This window comes from Jannaschia sp. R86511 (genome assembly GCF_042466345.1).
Classification (GTDB): domain Bacteria; phylum Actinomycetota; class Actinomycetes; order Actinomycetales; family JBBAYJ01; genus Aquipuribacter.
This window is the reverse complement of the sequence record NZ_JAXHCD010000001.1, coordinates 2,032,146-2,048,906: the sequence shown is the minus strand read 5'-3', so window position 1 is coordinate 2,048,906 and position 16,761 is coordinate 2,032,146. Positions and strand designations below refer to the sequence as shown.

Genomic DNA, 16,761 nt, shown 5'->3' with positions numbered 1-16,761 from the left:
CGGCAGCGGCCCCCCGCCCACGAAGGGCGAGGGGCCGCTGCTGCGGGTGGTGCCGCGGGTCGTGCTGGTCAGTCGATCGACACGACCGTCGGCGCCAGCGCGCCCTCGTAGCCGACCCAGCCCAGGTAGCTGGACTCGGGGTCCAGGCCCGACCAGGTCAGGTCGAACGTGGTCGCCTCACCGGCGCTGACCGGCAGCGGGTTCGGCTCGGCGGCCAGACCGCCCAGGGTGGTCTGCGGCGTCACGGCGTACGTCGTGAACTCGTAGGCCGCCTGGGTCTCGCCCGGAGCGTTGGCGTAGTTCTCCACCACCGAGTAGTACAGCCCGGCCGGCAGGTCGAGCACGTCGACCCGCTCGTCCGCCGACCCGGTGGCCGACTGCCCGACCAGGGCCACCAACGCGGTCCCGGTCGCGTTCATCCGGTACACGTACAGGTCCATGTCGGAGGCGTCGTTGGTGGCGTCCAGGTCGAACCGGGCCAGCGACGTGCCCTCCGGGACCTGCGTGATGTAGGCCGCCGCGGCGTCGGCGCCCGGGGCCAGGGCCCCGGAGTCGCTGACGCCCTCGGCGAAGCCGGCCGTCGTCAGGTCCAGCTCACCGTCGAAGCCGGGCGTGATGCCGACCTCGACCGAGCCGTCCTCGACGGCGCCGCTGACCTCGGCGGGGGCGGCCACGGAGACCGGCCGGACCGCGACGGGCATGCGGACCGTGGTCGGCCCCTCGAGCGTGATGAAGCCCGTGGCCCACTCGGCCAGCTCGGCGTCGGTGCGGGTGAACGTGAAGTCCACCGACGTGGACGCGCGACCCGACGAGTCACCGCGCACCGACGGGGTCGAGGTGCTGACCTCGTAGCCGGGCAGGTCGACGTCGATGGTCCAGGTGCCGGCCTGCAGCGCCTGGAACGTGCGGGTCACGGTCTGCGGACCGGCCTGCTGACCGATGGCGACCGACGGGTAGTTGAGGTCGGTCGGGGCGATCTCCTCGAACTCCGAGCCGGGCTCGCCGAGCTGCAGGCCCTGGCCGGCGTAGAAGCCGCCCCACTCCGCCTCGGTGTTGGGCAGCACCAGGCCGGGGGTGAACATGTCGGCCGGGCTGACGAAGCCGGCGCCCTGCACGAACGGGTCGGTGACCTCGCTGCCGTCCTCGGCGGCCATGTTGGTGGCCGTCGTCATGATCGCGGACTTGACCACGCTCGGGTGCCACTGCGGCCGCTCGCCCAGGACGAGGGCGGCCAGACCGGCCACGTGCGGGCTGGACATCGACGTGCCCGACAGGGCGTTGTAGTCGTTGCCGCCGTTGGGGCCGGGCGCGACCGCGGCGATGACGGCCACACCGGGCGCCGCGATGTCCGGCTTGATGATGTCGCTGCCGGCGGCCAGCGTCGGCCCGCGCGAGGAGAACCCGGCGATCTGCGGGATCGGGGTGGGCTCGCCGCCGGTGGTGTCGCCGGCCTCGAACGCCGCGGTCGCACCGTCGGTGGCCGCGTAGGCCTTGATCTGCGCACCGGCGACCTCGTCGACGTGCACGGTGGGCACGGCGTGGAAGTCGGGGTCCAGGCTGCCCGGGGTGGTGTTGGCCAGGATCATGGCCACGCCGCCGGCCTGCTCGACCGCGTCGGACTTGGCCACGCGGTCGATGACGCCGCGGTCGCAGACCACCGTCTTGTCGGCCACGACGGCCGGGTCCAGCGTGCCGGGGTAGCACAGCGCCACCTCGGTCGCGGCCGCGCCGGGCAGGCCCGCCTCGGTCGCCAGCACGAGCTCGGTCTGCGGGAAGTCGTCCTGGATGACCGACGCGCCCTTGTAGCGCTCGCCGTTGCCGAGCACGACCGTGCCCTCGTCACGCTTGAACGTGGTGGCGCCGACCGTCATGACCCACGGGCTGTTGTGCGCCGTGGTGGAGGCCCCGGGACCGGAGTTGCCGGCCGACGCCGCGACGAAGACACCCGCGTTGGCGGCGTTGTAGAAGGCCAGCTCGACCGCGTCGACGACCGTGGTGGTCGTGCCGCTGATCGAGTAGTTGATGACGTCGACCCCGTCGATGACGGCCTGCTCGATCGCGGAGATCGAGTCGGCGGTGTAGCAGCCACCGGTGTCCGGGTCGTCGTCCTCCCAGCACACCTTGTACACGGCGAGCTTGGCGCCCGGCGCGATGCCCGAGCCCTCGCCCAGGTCGATGCCGTCCACGCTCATCGGGACGTCGGGGTTGCCGGCGGCCGTGCTCGCGGTGTGCGAGCCGTGGCCGTCGCCGTCGCGGGCCGAGACGTACTCGAACTCGCTGCGGTTCGCGGCCGGGACCGAGGCCAGGAACGAGTCCGCGAAGTAGCGGGCCGTGATCAGCTTGTCGTTGCACAGGTCGACGTCGTCCCAGCCCTCGCCGAGCTCGCACTCGCCGCGGAACACGGTGCGGTCGGACTTGAGCATGACGACCTCGTCGTCGGCGGTCCGGAACGGCAGCCCGACCAGCGGGTTGCGACCCACCACGCGGCCCTTGCCGTCGGTGCGGGGCGAACGCCCCTGGCGCAGGTCGTCGCCGGTGAACGACGCGTTCTCCGGCCAGACGCCCGAGTCGAGCACACCGACGACGACGCCCTCGCCCGCGGCGTCGGTGCCGCCGAGGTCGGCCCACACGCCGTTATCACCGGTCAGCCCCAGGTACTCCGGGGACCGGACCGTGTCCAGCGAACGGACCTCGTTGGGCAGCACGGCCGTCACGCCGGGCAGGCCGGCCAGCTTGGTGGCGCGGGCACCGTCCAGCTCGGCGGCGAAGCCGTTGAACGCCACCTGGTAGGTGTACGTGGCCTCGGCGTCGACCTCGTCGAGCAGCTCGGCCTGACGGTCGGCCAGGTAGTCGGCGTAGCGGCGGGCGTCCCGGCCGGTCATGTCGACGGCCTCGCCCTCGGCGGGCCTGGTCGCGGCCAGACCCGAGATGCCACCGGTGTACGAGGCCAGGGCCGGGTCGTCGAGCAGCACGACGTAGCTGCCGTCCTCGAACGGCAGGGGCTCGGCGGAGGCCGGAGCGGTGACGGCGACGGTGCCGGCGGCGATGGTCGCCGCGCCTGCCAGGCAGGCGACCAGGCGCGCACCTGGTCGGTTGTGGGATCTCACGTGGGGGGTCTCCTTCTCGATGACATCTGCGCCGCGACGGGCAGACCTCCGCACCATTTGTCATGGTTGTCGTCAGGTCAAGGAGTCAGGTACGCAAGTTACCCCTTCGTTACCTGTCTGTGACTGCCGGTGCCCGACCGGCCGCGCACCGACACCGGTCCCACGACCCTCGACGACTCGGGGTTTGACCCGCGCGGTCCTGGGTACCCCTGTCGCACGCGGCGGGAACCGCGGTCAGGGATGCAGGAGCGCAGGGGTTGTTGCAGAACAGCGGTTCCCGCCGCTTTCTGCTGCCCGCGCCGCCGTCACAGCCCCCGTCGGCGTCGTTTCGGGCGCCCTCGCCCCGGGTATCCCTGGGCCGGGCGCACGCACCGTGCGCGCGAGGAAGAGGAGACAGACGATGAGAGCACAGCTGATCCGGTGGGCCGTCCTGGCCGTCGTGGTCCCGATCGCCGCGGCCGGTGTCAAGAAGATCGCCGAGCGCGTGGAGGACCGGCGCGGTCCCCGCTCCAAGATCGCCCGGGGTCTGCGCAAGGCCTCGGAGACGGTCCGTCCCTCCAAGCACTGACCCGGCCCGGGGCTCTGCTCCGCAGGGTCTGCAGGCCGCCGCGGCCCCAGCCGCCGACCGCCCGGCACCGTCGCACCGCACGCCGAAGGGCGGCCCGACCGCGAGGTCGGACCGCCCTTCGTCTCGTGCAGGTGGTTCAGGTGGTGCGGCTGATCAGGTGATCAGCTGAGGGCCTTGCTCTTCGGCGTCTTGGCGGACGCCTTCTCGGCGGACGCACGACGCTCGGCGATCTTGGCCTGGAGCTCGTCGCTACGGTCGGCGGCGACCTCCACGGAGGCCTCCTCCTGCACCATCATGCGCGACATGGACATCGCCGGAGCGGTCTCCAGCGTGAGCTCGCCGCGGACGCGGTTGCCCTCGCCGATCGTCGCCGCCGGGTCGTTGCCGGAGCCGGCCAGGTCGCCACGGACGATGTTGTTGGCCAGCACGAAGCCGGTCACGTCCGCGGAGTTGTCGTTGAACGTGACGTCGCCGCCCCAGAAGCTGGCGCCGACGCAGGGGCCGGTCTCGCCGCTGCCACCGATCTGCAGGGTGGAGCCGTTGCCGGTGTACAGGGCGTTGCCGTAGATCTCCGACTCGCAGACGACGCTGCCGAGCGCGTTGTTGCGCACGGTCAGACGGTCGTTGATGACCGTGTCGACGATGTCGGTGTACTCGCCGTCGACGCTGGTCACGTCGCCGTCGACGACGGAGGACTCGAGCAGCAGCTCACCGGCGCGGGCGACCACGCCACCGTCGACGTCGGCGTCGAACGTGTAGACGAACGGAGCGAACTCGTTCTCCTGCGGGTTGCGCTGGTCGATGCCGCCGGCGACCGAGGACTCCTCGACGAAGACACCGAACTGGCTGCGGCCCTGGACGGCGCCACCGATGGAGCTGTCGGCGATGACGTCGGCGTAGCCGTCGTTCTGGACGATGAGGTTGCCGCGGATGTCGGCCCCCTCGAGCAGCAGGTCGGCGCCGGCCTGGACGGTGACGTTGCCCAGGACGGTGGTGCCCTCCAGCGTGCAGGACGCGGGCTGGCCACCGGGGCCGTTGCGCGGGACAACCAGGTTGCCCGGGACGGAGACGGCACCGGCGACGCCGGTGCAACGGGTGGTCAGCGCACCGGAGGCGGGCTGGACCACGAGGATGACGGAGCTGGCAGCAAGGGCTGCGGACGCCAGGAGGGCGACCTTCTTCAAGGACACTTCGGGACCCCTTCGAAGCAGGATGGGTAAGACGATCCGAACCTTGTCCGGTTACTCCGTCCGAGGTCAAGGGTTTGCGGACGATCGGTCGGAAACTGGTGGGTGAACGCTGGGTGACAACCGGGCGCCAACGGGGCACTTCGGTACGGAATTTCCGCACGCTGCGCGTGGCTGGACCCTGGTATGAGAGCTGCCTTCTACTCCGAGTACGGCGACACCGACGTCCTGCAGGTCGGTGAGCTGCCCGACCCCGTGACCGGTCCGGACGGCCTGGTGGTCCGCGTCGCGGCCGCCGGCGTGAACCCCGTGGACTGGAAGCTGCGCGCCGGCTACCTCGACGGCGCGTTCCCCTCGCACTTCCCCACGGTCCCCGGCTGGGACGTCGCCGGCACCGTGGAGGCAGTCGGACCTGCGGTGACGTCCTTCGCGGTCGGTGACCGGGTGCTCGGCTACGCCCGCAAGGACCACGTCCAGCACGGCACCACCGCCGAGCTGGTCCGGGTCGCCGAGCGCCACGTGGCCCGGCTGCCCGACGGCGTGGACCTGGTCGCGGCGGCCGCCGTGCCGCTGGCCGGGTTGACCGCGCTGCAGGCGATCGAGGCCGCCGGCGTCGGCGAGGGCGACACCGTCCTGGTCCACGCCGCGGCCGGTGGCGTGGGCGCGTTCGCGGTCCAGCTGGCCCGGCTGCGGGGGGCCCGGGTGGTGGGCACGGCGAGCGACGGCAACCACGACTTCCTGCGCTCGATCGGAGCAGTGCCCGTGACCTACGGTGACGGCCTCGCCGATCGGGTCCGGGCCGCCGCGGACGGCTCGCCCGTGACCGCGGCCCTGGACTTCGTGGGCGGGGACGAGGCCGTCGAGGTGTCCTTCGAGCTGGTCGCCGACCCCTCGCGGGTCGTCACGGTGACCGACGGCGCGGCCATGCTGCAGCGTGGCGGTCGCTACGTGTTCGTGCGCCCCGACGCCGCGCAGCTGGCCACGCTGGCGGGACTCGTCGCCGACGGCTCGCTCCGGGTCGAGGTGTCGCGCACCTTCCCGCTGGAGCAGGTCGCCGACGCGCACACCCTGTCGGCCTCCGGCCACGGCCGGGGCAAGGTCGTCGTCACGGTCTGAGCCGTGACCGGCCGGTGTGGACGGCCGCGGTCCCGTCCACACCGGCCACCGCACCACCCCGTGGTCCCGGGCACTCGCTAGCGTGCGGGGGTTGCCGCCCGACCGGGCCGGCACGACCTCGAGGGGGTGCGCGTGCTGACCGTCCACCGGGCCGAGCAGGCCACCGTGCTCGCCGACGGGCTGGCCGACATGCTCGCCCGCCCGCTGCCCGACCCGTTCGTCGCCGAGGTGGTCGCCGTCCCGGCCCGCGGGGTCGAGCGGTGGTTGGCGCAGCGGCTGTCGCACCGCCTCGGCGCCGACGGGAGCGAGGCCGACGCGGGGGCGGGCGGGCGTCCGGCGGGTGCCCCCGGCCCGGACGGCGTGTGCGCAAACGTCCGCTTCCCCACCCCCCACCGGCTGCTGGCCGACGCGACGGCGGTGGTCGCCCCGGCCGAGACGGCGGCCCTGGAGGCCTGGACGCCCGAGCGGCTCACCTGGCCGGTGCTGGAGGTCGTCGACGACGTGGTCGGCGAGGACTGGTGCCGGGTGCTGCGACGCCACCTGTACGCCGGTGGCGTCCCCGCCCGCGAGCACGCCACCGGGCGGCGGCTCAGCCTGGCCCGGACCGTCGCGCGGTTGTTCCACTCCTACGCCCGCAACCGCCCCGACCTGCTGCGCGCCTGGGCGGGCGAGCACCCGGTGCTGCCCGACGGCCGCCCGCTCGGTGAGTACGAGCAGTGGCAGATGCTGCTGTGGAACCAGGTCCGGCACCGGCTGGGCGGCACGTCACCGGTGGACCTGCAGGCGCAGGTGCTCGACCGGGTGCGGGCCGACCCCGACCGCCTGGACGCGCCGGAGCGGTTGTCGCTGTTCGGGCTGAGCCGGGTCGCACGCGCCGACCTCGACCTGCTGGGCGCGCTGGCCGAGCACCGCGACGTCCACCTGTGGCTGCACCACGCCTCGCCCGCGTTGTGGCGCGCCGTGGCGGCCGCCGGACCGGTGCGGCGACGGGCCGACGACCAGGTCGGGGCCCGCCTGGCCAACCCGCTGCTCCGGTCGCTGTCGCGCGACGTCCGCGAGCTGCAGCACCTGCTGCGCGCCCACGTGCCCGACCACGTCGACGTACACCACCCCCGGTCGGGGCCGACCGACGGTCCCGGTGCGACGGCCGGCGCCGCGGCGCCCGACCGGCCGGTGACGCTGCTGGCCCGCCTGGTCGACGACCTGGCCCGCGACCACGTGCCGGCCGACCCGCCCCCGCTGCGCCCCGGTGACCGCAGCGTGCAGGTGCACGCCTGCCACGGCCGGACCCGGCAGGTCGAGGTGCTGCGCGAGGTGGTGCTGGGCCTGCTGGCCGACGACCCGACCCTGGAGCCGCGTGACGTGCTCGTCATGTGCCCCGACGTGGAGACCTTCGCCCCGCTGCTCGCGGCGGCTTTCACCACCACCGACCACGAGGTCGCGGGCCACGGGGCGCACCCGGCCTCACGGCTGCGGGTCCGGGTCGCCGACCGGGCCCTGCACCAGGCCAACCCGCTGCTGGCCGTCCTGGACCGGCTGCTCGACCTCGGCTCGGCCCGGCTGGGGGCCACCGAGGTGCTCGACCTGGCCGGCCACCCCGCCGTGGCCCGCCGCTTCGGGCTGGACGACGACGCCCTGGAGCGGCTGCGGGACTGGGTGCGGGACTCCGGCACCCGCTGGGGTCTGCACGAGACCCACCGGCGCGCCTGGCAGCTGCAGGCCGTGCCGGACGGCACCTGGCGCCGGGGCGTGGACCGGCTGCTGCTGGGCGCCACCGTCGACCCCGGCCACGGGGCCGGCGCGGCCACGGTGGCCGGCCTGGTGCCGCTGGACGACGTCGACTCCAGCGACATCGACCTGGCGGGCCGCTTCGCCGAGCTGCTCGACCGCCTCGACCGGGCCCACGGGGACCTGGCCGTCCCCCACGACGCCCCCGGCTGGGCGCGCCTGCTGGAGCAGGCCGTCCTCGACCTGGCCGCCCCCGAGGCCGGGGCGGCGTGGCAGGCGGTGCAGCTGCGTGAGGTGCTGGAGGAGGCGCTGCTGGCCACCGACGCCGAGGGGTCCGCCGCGCCGGCACCGGCCACCGCGCCGACCACCGTTACGGCCGCCGCTCCGGCCGCGGCGCCGGCCTCGGCCGAGCTGACGTTGACCGAGCTGCGTCCGGTCCTGCGCACCGCGCTGGCCGGGCGCCCGACCCGGGCGGGGTTCCGGACCGGGGCGCTGACCGTGTGCACCCTGGTCCCGATGCGCTCGGTCCCCCACCGGGTGGTGGTGCTGCTCGGCCTGGACGACGGCGCGTTCCCGCGCCAGACGGTGCGCGACGGGGACGACCTGCTGGCCCGGGACCCCGAGGTCGGTGACCGCGACCCCCGCAGCGAGGACCGGCAGCTGCTGCTGGACGCGGTCTGCGCCGCCGGGGAGCACCTGGTGCTGCTGCACACCGGGGCCGACGAGCGGACCGGGGCGCCCGTGCCGCCCGCGGTGCCGTTGGGCGAGCTGCTGGACGCCCTGGACCGGACCTGCGTCGTCCCGTCCGGGGGCCGGGTCCGCGACGCCGTGACGACGCACCACCCGCTGCAGCCGTTCGACGCCCGCAACTTCACCGCCGGGGCGCTCGGCCGGCCCGGACCGTTCAGCTTCGACCCGCGTGCCCACGCCGGCGCCCGAGCCGCACTGGGCCCGCGGCGGGCTCCGGCCGAGCTCCTGCCCGCCCCCCTGCCGCCGGTGCCGACGGAGGACGTCGCGGTCACCGACCTGGTCCGGCTGCTGGTGCAGCCGGCCAAGGGGTTCCTGCGGCAGCGGCTGCAGATCAGCCTGGGCGCCCGCGACGACGACCCGGCGGACGCGCTGCCCGTCGGTCTGGACCCGCTCGAGCAGTGGCAGGTCGGGGACCGGATGCTGCGCGACCGCCTGGCCGGGCTGGACCAGCACCGCTGCGCCGTCCTCGAGCGCGGTCGCGGCCTGCTGCCCCCGGGGCCGCTGGGCGACGCGGTGCTGCGCAGCATCGGCCCGCGGGTCGACGCCCTCGCCGCGGCGGCCGCCGGCCTGCTCGGACCGGACCCGGACGCGGTGGACGTCGAGGTGGACCTCGGCGACGGCACCGTTCTCAGCGGGACGGTGGGCGGGCTGCGCGGCGACCGGCTCGTCGCGGTGCACTACTCGTCCCTGGCGCCCAAGCACCGGCTGACCGCCTGGCTCCACCTGCTCGCCGTGACCGCCGACCGACCCGACCGGGCCTGGCAGGCCGTCACGCTGGGCCGGGGCACCGGCCGCGACAAGGACAGCTGCGTGCGCAGCACCCTGGGCCCGGTCCCGGTGGACGTCGCCCGGTCGCTGCTGGGGCAGCTGGTGACTATCCACCGCTCCGGTCTGGCGTCCCCGCTGCCGCTGGCCTGCAAGACGTCGGAGGCCTACGCGGCGCAGCGGCGCCGGGGGCGTCGTCCGGCTGCCGCCCGCCACGCCGCCGGCCAGGCCTGGCAGGACGGCCGGTTCCCGGGTGAGCAGTCCGACCCCGAGCACGTCCTGCTCAACGCCGGTGAGCCGCCGAGCCTGACCGACCTGCTGCGGGAGCGGGCCACGGCGGCCGACCTGGTCGCCGGCTGGCCCGCCGACGAGGAGGGCGACCGGTTCGGCGTCCTGGCCCGGCGGGTGTGGGAGCCGCTGCTGGCCCACGAGACGACGGACGCCGCATGAGCGCCGAGCCGCGGCAGCCCACGGCCGCCACCGCCATCACCTCCACCACCACCACCACTGACACCTCCACCACCATCACCGACGACCCGGCGGCGTTCGACCTCGACGGGCCCCTGCCCACCGGCACCAGCGTGCTCGAGGCGAGCGCCGGCACGGGCAAGACGTACACGATCGCCCGCCTGGTCTCCCGCTACGTCAGCGAGGGTCTGCCCGACGGCTCACCGGTGCGCATGGACCAGCTGCTGGTGATCAGCTTCAGCCGGGACGCCTCGCGCGAGCTGCGCGAGCGGGTCCGGGAGCGGCTGGTCAGCGACCGCGACACCGCCACGGCACCGACCGCGCGGGACCGCCTCGACGCGGCCCTCGCCGACTTCGACGGCGCCACCGTGACCACGACGCACGCGTTCTGCCACGCCATGCTCCGCGAGCTGGGGACCGCCGCCGACCACGACCGGGACGCCGTCCTCGTCGAGGACCCCCGCGACCTGGTCACCGAGGTCGCCGACGACCTGTACGTCCGCAAGTGGGGGCACCCGGGCGCCGCGGCCGCCGACCTCACGCCCGAGCAGTTCCGCGAGCTGGCCCGCGTCGCCGCCCTCGACCCGTCGACCCCGCTCGTGCCCCGCCCGCAGGACACCGACGACCCGGCCGCGCGGCTGCGGGCCCGGGTCGCGGTGGCGGTGCGCGAGGAGGTCGACCGGCGCAAGCGGCTCGGCCGGCTGCTGGACTACGACGACATGGTGGGGCGCCTCGACGCGGCCCTGCAGGAGGAGCACACCGCCGACGTGGCCGCGGCCCGGATGCGCGCCCGGTTCCGGGTGGTGCTGGTGGACGAGTTCCAGGACACCGACCCCGTGCAGTGGCGGATCCTGCGCACCGCGTTCCACGGCGTGGCCACGCTGGTGCTGGTGGGTGACCCCAAGCAGGCCGTCTACGGCTTCCGCGGCGCCGACGTCCACGCCTACCTCGACGCCCGGGACGAGGCCGCGACGCGGGCCAGCCTGCCCCGCAACCACCGCTCCGACCCCGGCGTCCTGACCGGTCTCGCCGCCCTGCTCGGCGGGGCGGCCCTGGGTGACGAGCGGATCCGGGTGCGGCCCGTGCTCGCGGCGCACGCCGGCCGGACGCTGGACGTCGGCGCCCCCGTCGAGCTGCGCGTCGTGCCGCGCGAGGGTCACCCGCTCAACCGCTCCGACCTGGTCGCGACGGCCGACGCCCGCCGCACCGTCCGCGAGGACTGCGCCCGTCAGGTGGTGGCCCTGCTGACCGGCGGGTCGCTGCTGGTGGAGCGCGGTGCGGGTGACGACGGCGCCGGCACGTCGCGGCCGCTGCACCCGGGCGACATGGCGGTCGTGGTGCGCAACAACACCGAGGCGGTCGCGGTGCAGGAACGGATGCGGGCGGCGGGCGTGCCTGCGGTGGTGTCGGGACGCACCAGCGTGTTCGCCACCCCCGCCGCGCAGGAGTGGCAGACCCTGCTGGAGGCGCTCGAGCAGCCCCACCGCACGGCCCGGGTGCGGGCGCTCGCCGTCGGCCGCCTGGTGGGTCTGGCCGCGGCCGACCTGGTGGCCCCGACGTCGGCCCCGACGTCGGCCCCGACGTCGGCCCCGGGAAGCGAGCCGGCGGCCGGGCAGACACTCCCCCAGCCGCGCACCCAGCCGCCCGGGCAGACGCTGACCCAGCTGCACGGGGAGACGCCCACGCAGACGGGCGCGGACGCCCTGGAGGACCTGGCGCTGCGGCTGCGGGACTGGGTGCGCACCCTGGCCGAGCGCGGGGTCGCGGCGGTGTTCGAGGCCGTGTCGGCCGGGCTCGGGCTGCAGGAGCGCCTGCTGGCCCAGCCCGACGGCGAGCGCCTGCTGACCGACCTGCGCCACGTGGCCGAGGTGCTGCACGAGGCGTCGCTGAGCGACGACCTCGGTCTCACCGCGCTGACCTCGTGGCTGCAGCGACGCCGCGACGAGCAGGGCGAGGGCGGCGCCGAGCGCAGCCGACGGCTGGAGACCGACGCCGACGCCGTGCAGGTGCTCACGTCGCACATGAGCAAGGGCCTGGAGTTCCCGGTCGTGCTGGCGCCGTCGCTGTGGAGCAACTGGTCACCGACGCAGACCTACCCCCGCTTCCACGACGAGCGCGGCGTGCGCACACGAGACGTCGGCGGCCCTGGTGGCCCGGACTTCGACGCGCACGTCCGGGCGCACCAGCGCGAGGACGCCGACGAGGAGCTCCGTCTGGCCTACGTCACCCTGACCCGCGCCCGGTCCAAGGTCATCACGTGGTGGGCGCCGACGGCCAACACCGGCACATCGCCGCTGCACCGGCTGCTGGGCCACGACGACCCGACCACGGTGGCCCCGTTCAGCCTGCCGGTGCCGGGCGACGCGGACGCGCTGGCCCGGTTCCGGGCCCGGGCCGCGCGCAGCGAGGGTGCGCTGGCGGTCTCGACGGTGCCGGTCGGTGACGACGTCGCCGCGGTACCGGTCTGGGCCGGACCGCAGGCCGGCACCCCGCAGCTGCGGCGGGCCCGGCTGGACCGCGGCCTGGACCTGGCCTGGCGGCGCACGTCGTACAGCGCGTTGACCGCGGCGGCGCACGACGCCGCGTACGGCGGGGCCACCGGCGGCGCCCTGGCCGGCGACGGTTCGACGATGACGACGACCGACGGGACGGACGGCTCGGACGGCTCGGACGCGGCAGGCACCAACGACTGGACCGACGGGACGGCGGCGGGGACGACGGGGACGACGGGCACGACTGCTACCGGGCCCGCCTTCGGCAGCGAGCCCGAGACCCGGCAGAAGGACGACGAGAGCGACGTCGACGACACCGTCCTGGCCGGTCCGGACCCGGACGACCCCGACGCCCACCTGGCCCGGGTCGGTTCCGCCTGGCACGACCTGCCGGGCGGCACGGGCTTCGGCACGCTCGTGCACGGCGTGCTGGAGCGCTACGACCCCGCGGTGCACGGGCCCGACGGCACGGGCGCGCTGGCCGACCTGGTGACCGGTCTGACCCGGGGACAGGGCCCCGACGCCGCGCTGCTCACCACGGCGCTGGAGACGGCGCTGCGGACCCCGCTCGGGCCGCTGGCCGACGGCGCGGCGTTCGGTGACGTGGCTCGGGCCGACCTGCTGCCCGAGCTGGACTTCGAGCTGCCGCTGTCCGGCGGGGACACGCCGACCGCGACCCCGGCGGTGCTGTCCGGGCTGGTGGGGCTGTGGCGCTCGCACGTGCCCGACGGCCTGCTGGCCGGGTACGCCGACGCGCTGGCCGGGCTGGGCGAGGCGACCCTGCGGGGTTACCTGAGCGGTTCGATCGACGCCGTCGTCCGGGTGCGCCCCGGCGCCGGCGGCCCGGAGCGGTACCTGGTGGTGGACCACAAGACCAACCGGCTCGCCCCGCGGGAGGAGCCGCTGACCGCGTGGCACTACCGCGGCGCCGCGCTCGAGACGTCCATGACCGAGGCGCACTACCCGTTGCAGGCCCTGCTGTACGCCGTCGCGCTCCACCGCTACCTGCGCTGGCGCCGTCCCGGGTACGAGCCCGCCGAGCACCTGGGCGGCGTGCTCTACCTGTACCTGCGGGGCATGAGCGGGCCGGGGGTCACCGGGGCCGACGGTCACGTGCCCGGCGTCTTCGCCTGGCGCCCGCCCGCCGGCCTGGTCCTGGCCGCCTCCGACCTGCTGGCGGGGGGCCAGCCGTGACGCTGGACGCCCACTCCCCCGAACGGGCCCTGCGCGCCACGGGCCTGCTGCGCACCTTCAACGACGCCGGCGTGCTGAGCGCGGCCGACGTGCACGTGGCGACCCGGCTCGGCGTGCTGCTCGGCGAGAGCGACGAGACCGTGCTGCTGGCCGCCGGCCTGACCGTGCGCTCGACGCGGGGCGGCTCGGTCGTCCTCGACCTGGCCACGGCCGCGGACGCCGTCGCCCCGGACGTCGACGAGACCGACCCCGCGACCGCCCCCGACGTGCACGACCTGCCGTGGCCGGCCACGGCGGCCTGGGTGGCCGCCTGCGCGGGCAGCCCGCTCACGACCGGGCCCGACGCCCCGCTGGCGCTGCGCGGGTCCCGGCTGTGGCTGTCGCGCTACGACCAGCAGGAGCAGCAGGTGGTCGACGAGCTGCGCCGTCGTACCGCCGACACCCCCGACGACCTCGACCTCGACCTGCTGCGCGCCGGTCTGGACCGGCTGTTCCCCCGCCCCGGGGACGCCGACCAGCGCCTCGGCGCCGCGGTGTGCGCCCTGTCGCGGGTGTCGGTGCTGGCCGGTGGGCCCGGGACGGGCAAGACCACCACCGTGTCCCGGCTGCTGGCCCTGCTCCGCGAGCAGGCCCCCGGGGCGCGCATCGCCCTGGCCGCGCCCACCGGCAAGGCGGCCGCCCGGCTGGAGGAGGCCGTCCGGTCCTCCACCGCGGGCTTCGCCGACGACGCCGACCGGCAGCGCCTGGGCACCCTGGCCGGGGTGACGCTGCACCGGCTGCTGGGCTGGCAGCCCGGCTCGCGCAGCCGGTTCCGCCACCACCGCGGCAACCGGCTGCCGTTCGAGGTGGTCGTGGTCGACGAGGCCTCGATGGTGCCGCTGACCATGATGGCGCGACTGCTGGAGGCGCTGCGGGACGGGACCCGGCTGGTGCTGGTCGGCGACCCCGACCAGCTGGCCTCGGTCGAGGCCGGCGCCGTGCTGGGTGACCTGGTGGACCGGCCCGGTCTGGGCCGGCGGACCGAGCGCTGCGTGGCGGCGCTGGACCGGGTCGCCCCGGGCCACGGCTCGGTGCCGACGCCGTCCACCCCGGCCGCCCGGCTGCGGGACGGCATCGCCGCCCTGACCGTCAACCACCGGTTCGCGGCCGGGTCTGCCATCGGGGCGCTGTCGGACGCCGTGCGCCGCGGTGACCACGACGGCGCCACCGCGCTGCTGCAGGCCGGCGGGGACGGCGTCGAGCTGCTGGAGGTGGCCGACGACGCGCCGCTCACCGAGACGCTGCTGGAGCCGGTCCGCCTCGACGTGCGGGCCTGGGGCGAGCAGATGCTGCGGGCCGCGCTCGCGGGTGACGCGCGCACCGCGCTGCGGGCCCTGGACCGGCACCGGCTGCTGTGCGCGCACCGTCGCGGCCCGCGCGGGGTGCAGCACTGGGAGTGGCTCGCGGCCCGCTGGCTCGCCGACCTCGACCGCACCGGGTCGAGCGGGCGGGACGGGACAGGCGGACCGACGGCGGCCGCCGGCCGGCCCCGCGGGGACGGCCTGCTCGTCGGGCAGCCGCTGCTGGTGACCACCAACGACTACGAGGTGGGCCTGTTCAACGGCGACACCGGCCTGGTCGTGGCCGGCCCGGACGGTACCGGGGCGCCCCGGGCGGTGTTCGCCCGCGGCGGCGAGCCGACCAGCGTCCCGCTGGTCCGCCTGGGCGCGGTCCGGGCCGTGCACGCCATGACGGTGCACCGCAGCCAGGGCTCGCAGTTCGACCGGGTGACCGTGGTGCTGCCGACGGCCGACTCCCCGCTGGCCACGCGCGAGACGCTCTACACGGCCATCACCCGCGCCGTCTCGCAGGTCCGCGTCATCGGCTCCGCGGAGGCGTTCGCCGCCGCCGTGGCCCGGCCGGCGGCCCGCGCCACCGGCCTGCGCGAACGGCTGTGACCGACCTCAGCCCGCCGGCACCGTCGCGTCGCGCCTGGGCGGTGTGGGGCGTCGGCCTGCTGGCCTACGTCGTCGCGGTCATGCAGCGGACCAGCCTGGGCGTGGCCGGGGTGGCCGCTGGCGAGCGCTACGACGCCTCCGCCAGCACGCTGGCGTCGCTGGCCGTGGTCCAGCTGCTGTTCTACGCCGGCCTGCAGGTGCCCGTCGGGGTGCTGCTGGACCGCTTCGGCAGCCGGCGGCTGATCGTCACCGGCGCGTTCGTCATGGCGCTGGGCCAGGCGGTGCTCGCCCTGGCCGAACCGGTGGGCCTGGCCGTGCTGGGACGGCTGCTGGTCGGGGTGGGCGACGCGCTTACGTTCATCAGCGTGCTGCGGCTCGTACCGGCCTGGTTCCCGCCCCGGCGCGTGCCGGTGATGACCCAGGTGACCGGGCTGGTGGGCCAGGTCGGGCAGGTGCTGAGCGCCGTGCCCCTGGTGGCGCTGCTCGGCGGGCCCGGCTGGACGGTGGCCTTCCTGTCGGCCGCGGCCACCGGGGTGGTGGTGGCCGTGCTCGCCCTGGCCGTGGTCCGCAACCACCCCGACCCCGCCGTCGGCCCGACCCGCACCGGCGCCCGGGACCTGGTCGCGGACCTGGTCACGGCCTGGCGGCACCCCGGCACCCGGCTGGGGCTGTGGACGCACTTCACCACCCAGTTCCCCGGCACGGCCTTCGCCCTGCTGTGGGGCTTCCCGTTCCTGGTGGCCGGCCAGGGGGTAGCCCCGGCCACCGCCAGCGCGCTGCTCACCCTGTTCGTCCTGGCCGGGGTGGCCACCGGGCCCTGGCTCGGGGTGCTGGTGCAGCGCCACCCGTTCCGGCGCTCGTGGCTGGTGCTCGGCGTCATCGGCGTCAACGTCGCGGGCTGGACCCTGGTGCTCGCCTGGCCCGGGGCGGCGCCGCTGCCCGTGCTGGTGCTGCTGGTGCTCGCGATGTCCCTGGGCGGCCCCGGGTCGGTCATCGGGTTCGACTTCGCCCGCACCTTCAACCCGCCCAACCGGCTCGGCACGGCCACCGGCATCGTCAACGTCGGCGGGTTCTTCGCGTCCCTGGTGACGATCCTCGTGGTCGGGGTCGTGCTGGACCTGCGCACCGGCGGCACCAGCGGCTACGACCTGGCCGACTTCAAGGTGGCGATGTCGGGGCAGTACGCGCTGTGGCTGCTCGGCGTGGTGGGCATCCTCAGCAGCCGCCGCAAGGTGCGCCGCCGGATGGCCGAGGCCGGTGTCGTCGTGCCCCCGATCCGGCAGGCCCTGCGTCGCCGCCGCGACCGACCGCGCTGACCTCGGCCGGCTGCCCGCTGCCCGCGGCCGCGGTCAGCCAAACCTGAGACGGCGCGTTGCAGGAGGAATTAACACGACCGTCGCACAGCGTCGATCAGACGCAACAGAAGGTCCCCAGAGTGTGGCCCGCCGC

The 16,761-nt window shown here is 75.6% G+C and carries 8 protein-coding genes; 6 read left to right on the top strand and 2 right to left on the bottom strand.

Annotated elements, in window-relative coordinates:
* Positions 1–68: 68 nt before the first annotated feature.
* Positions 69–3,107, bottom strand: coding sequence for a S8 family peptidase (locus SJY06_RS09655; protein WP_380166983.1), 3,039 nt, complete (start codon positions 3,105–3,107; stop codon positions 69–71).
* Between the two features lie 400 nt (positions 3,108–3,507).
* On the opposite strand from SJY06_RS09655, the gene SJY06_RS09650 reads away from it, so the two are divergent.
* Complete coding sequence (locus SJY06_RS09650; protein ID WP_380166981.1) at positions 3,508–3,675, top strand: hypothetical protein; 168 nt, start codon at positions 3,508–3,510, stop codon at positions 3,673–3,675.
* 161 nt (positions 3,676–3,836) lie between these two features.
* On the opposite strand, the gene SJY06_RS09645 is transcribed toward SJY06_RS09650, so the two are convergent.
* Entirely contained in the window at positions 3,837–4,865 is a 1,029-nt protein-coding gene (locus tag SJY06_RS09645) for a hypothetical protein (protein WP_380166979.1), read from the bottom strand.
* Positions 4,866–5,048: 183 nt separating this feature from the next.
* Here SJY06_RS09645 and SJY06_RS09640 point away from each other — a divergent pair, with 183 nt between their 5' ends.
* From SJY06_RS09640 to SJY06_RS09620, 5 genes are all read left to right on the top strand, one after another.
* Positions 5,049–5,978, top strand: a complete 930-nt coding sequence (locus SJY06_RS09640) for an NADP-dependent oxidoreductase (protein ID WP_380166978.1) — start codon at positions 5,049–5,051, stop codon at positions 5,976–5,978.
* A 132-nt stretch (positions 5,979–6,110) separates the two neighbouring features.
* Entirely contained in the window at positions 6,111–9,671 is a 3,561-nt protein-coding gene (recC, locus tag SJY06_RS09635; RefSeq protein ID WP_380166977.1) for an exodeoxyribonuclease V subunit gamma, read from the top strand.
* Positions 9,668–13,375: a UvrD-helicase domain-containing protein gene (locus SJY06_RS09630; RefSeq protein WP_380166975.1), complete on the top strand. Its 3,708-nt coding sequence runs from the start codon at positions 9,668–9,670 to the stop codon at positions 13,373–13,375. Before recC ends, SJY06_RS09630 begins: the two co-directional genes overlap by 4 nt.
* Positions 13,372–15,312: an exodeoxyribonuclease V subunit alpha gene (recD, locus tag SJY06_RS09625; protein WP_380166973.1), complete on the top strand. Its 1,941-nt coding sequence runs from the start codon at positions 13,372–13,374 to the stop codon at positions 15,310–15,312. The genes SJY06_RS09630 and recD overlap by 4 nt, the downstream gene beginning before the upstream one ends.
* Positions 15,309–16,628: a nitrate/nitrite transporter gene (locus tag SJY06_RS09620; protein ID WP_380166971.1), complete on the top strand. Its 1,320-nt coding sequence runs from the start codon at positions 15,309–15,311 to the stop codon at positions 16,626–16,628. Before recD ends, SJY06_RS09620 begins: the two co-directional genes overlap by 4 nt.
* The last annotated feature ends 133 nt before the right edge of the window (positions 16,629–16,761 follow it).

Excerpts from the sequence above, each read along its gene's own strand:
- SJY06_RS09650 (WP_380166981.1), top strand. The coding sequence starts at position 3,508 with ATGAGAGCACAGCTGATCCGGTGGGCCGTCCTGGCCGTCGTGGTCCCG.
- SJY06_RS09640 (WP_380166978.1), top strand. The coding sequence starts at position 5,049 with ATGAGAGCTGCCTTCTACTCCGAGTACGGCGACACCGACGTCCTGCAG.
- SJY06_RS09630 (WP_380166975.1), top strand. The coding sequence starts at position 9,668 with ATGAGCGCCGAGCCGCGGCAGCCCACGGCCGCCACCGCCATCACCTCC.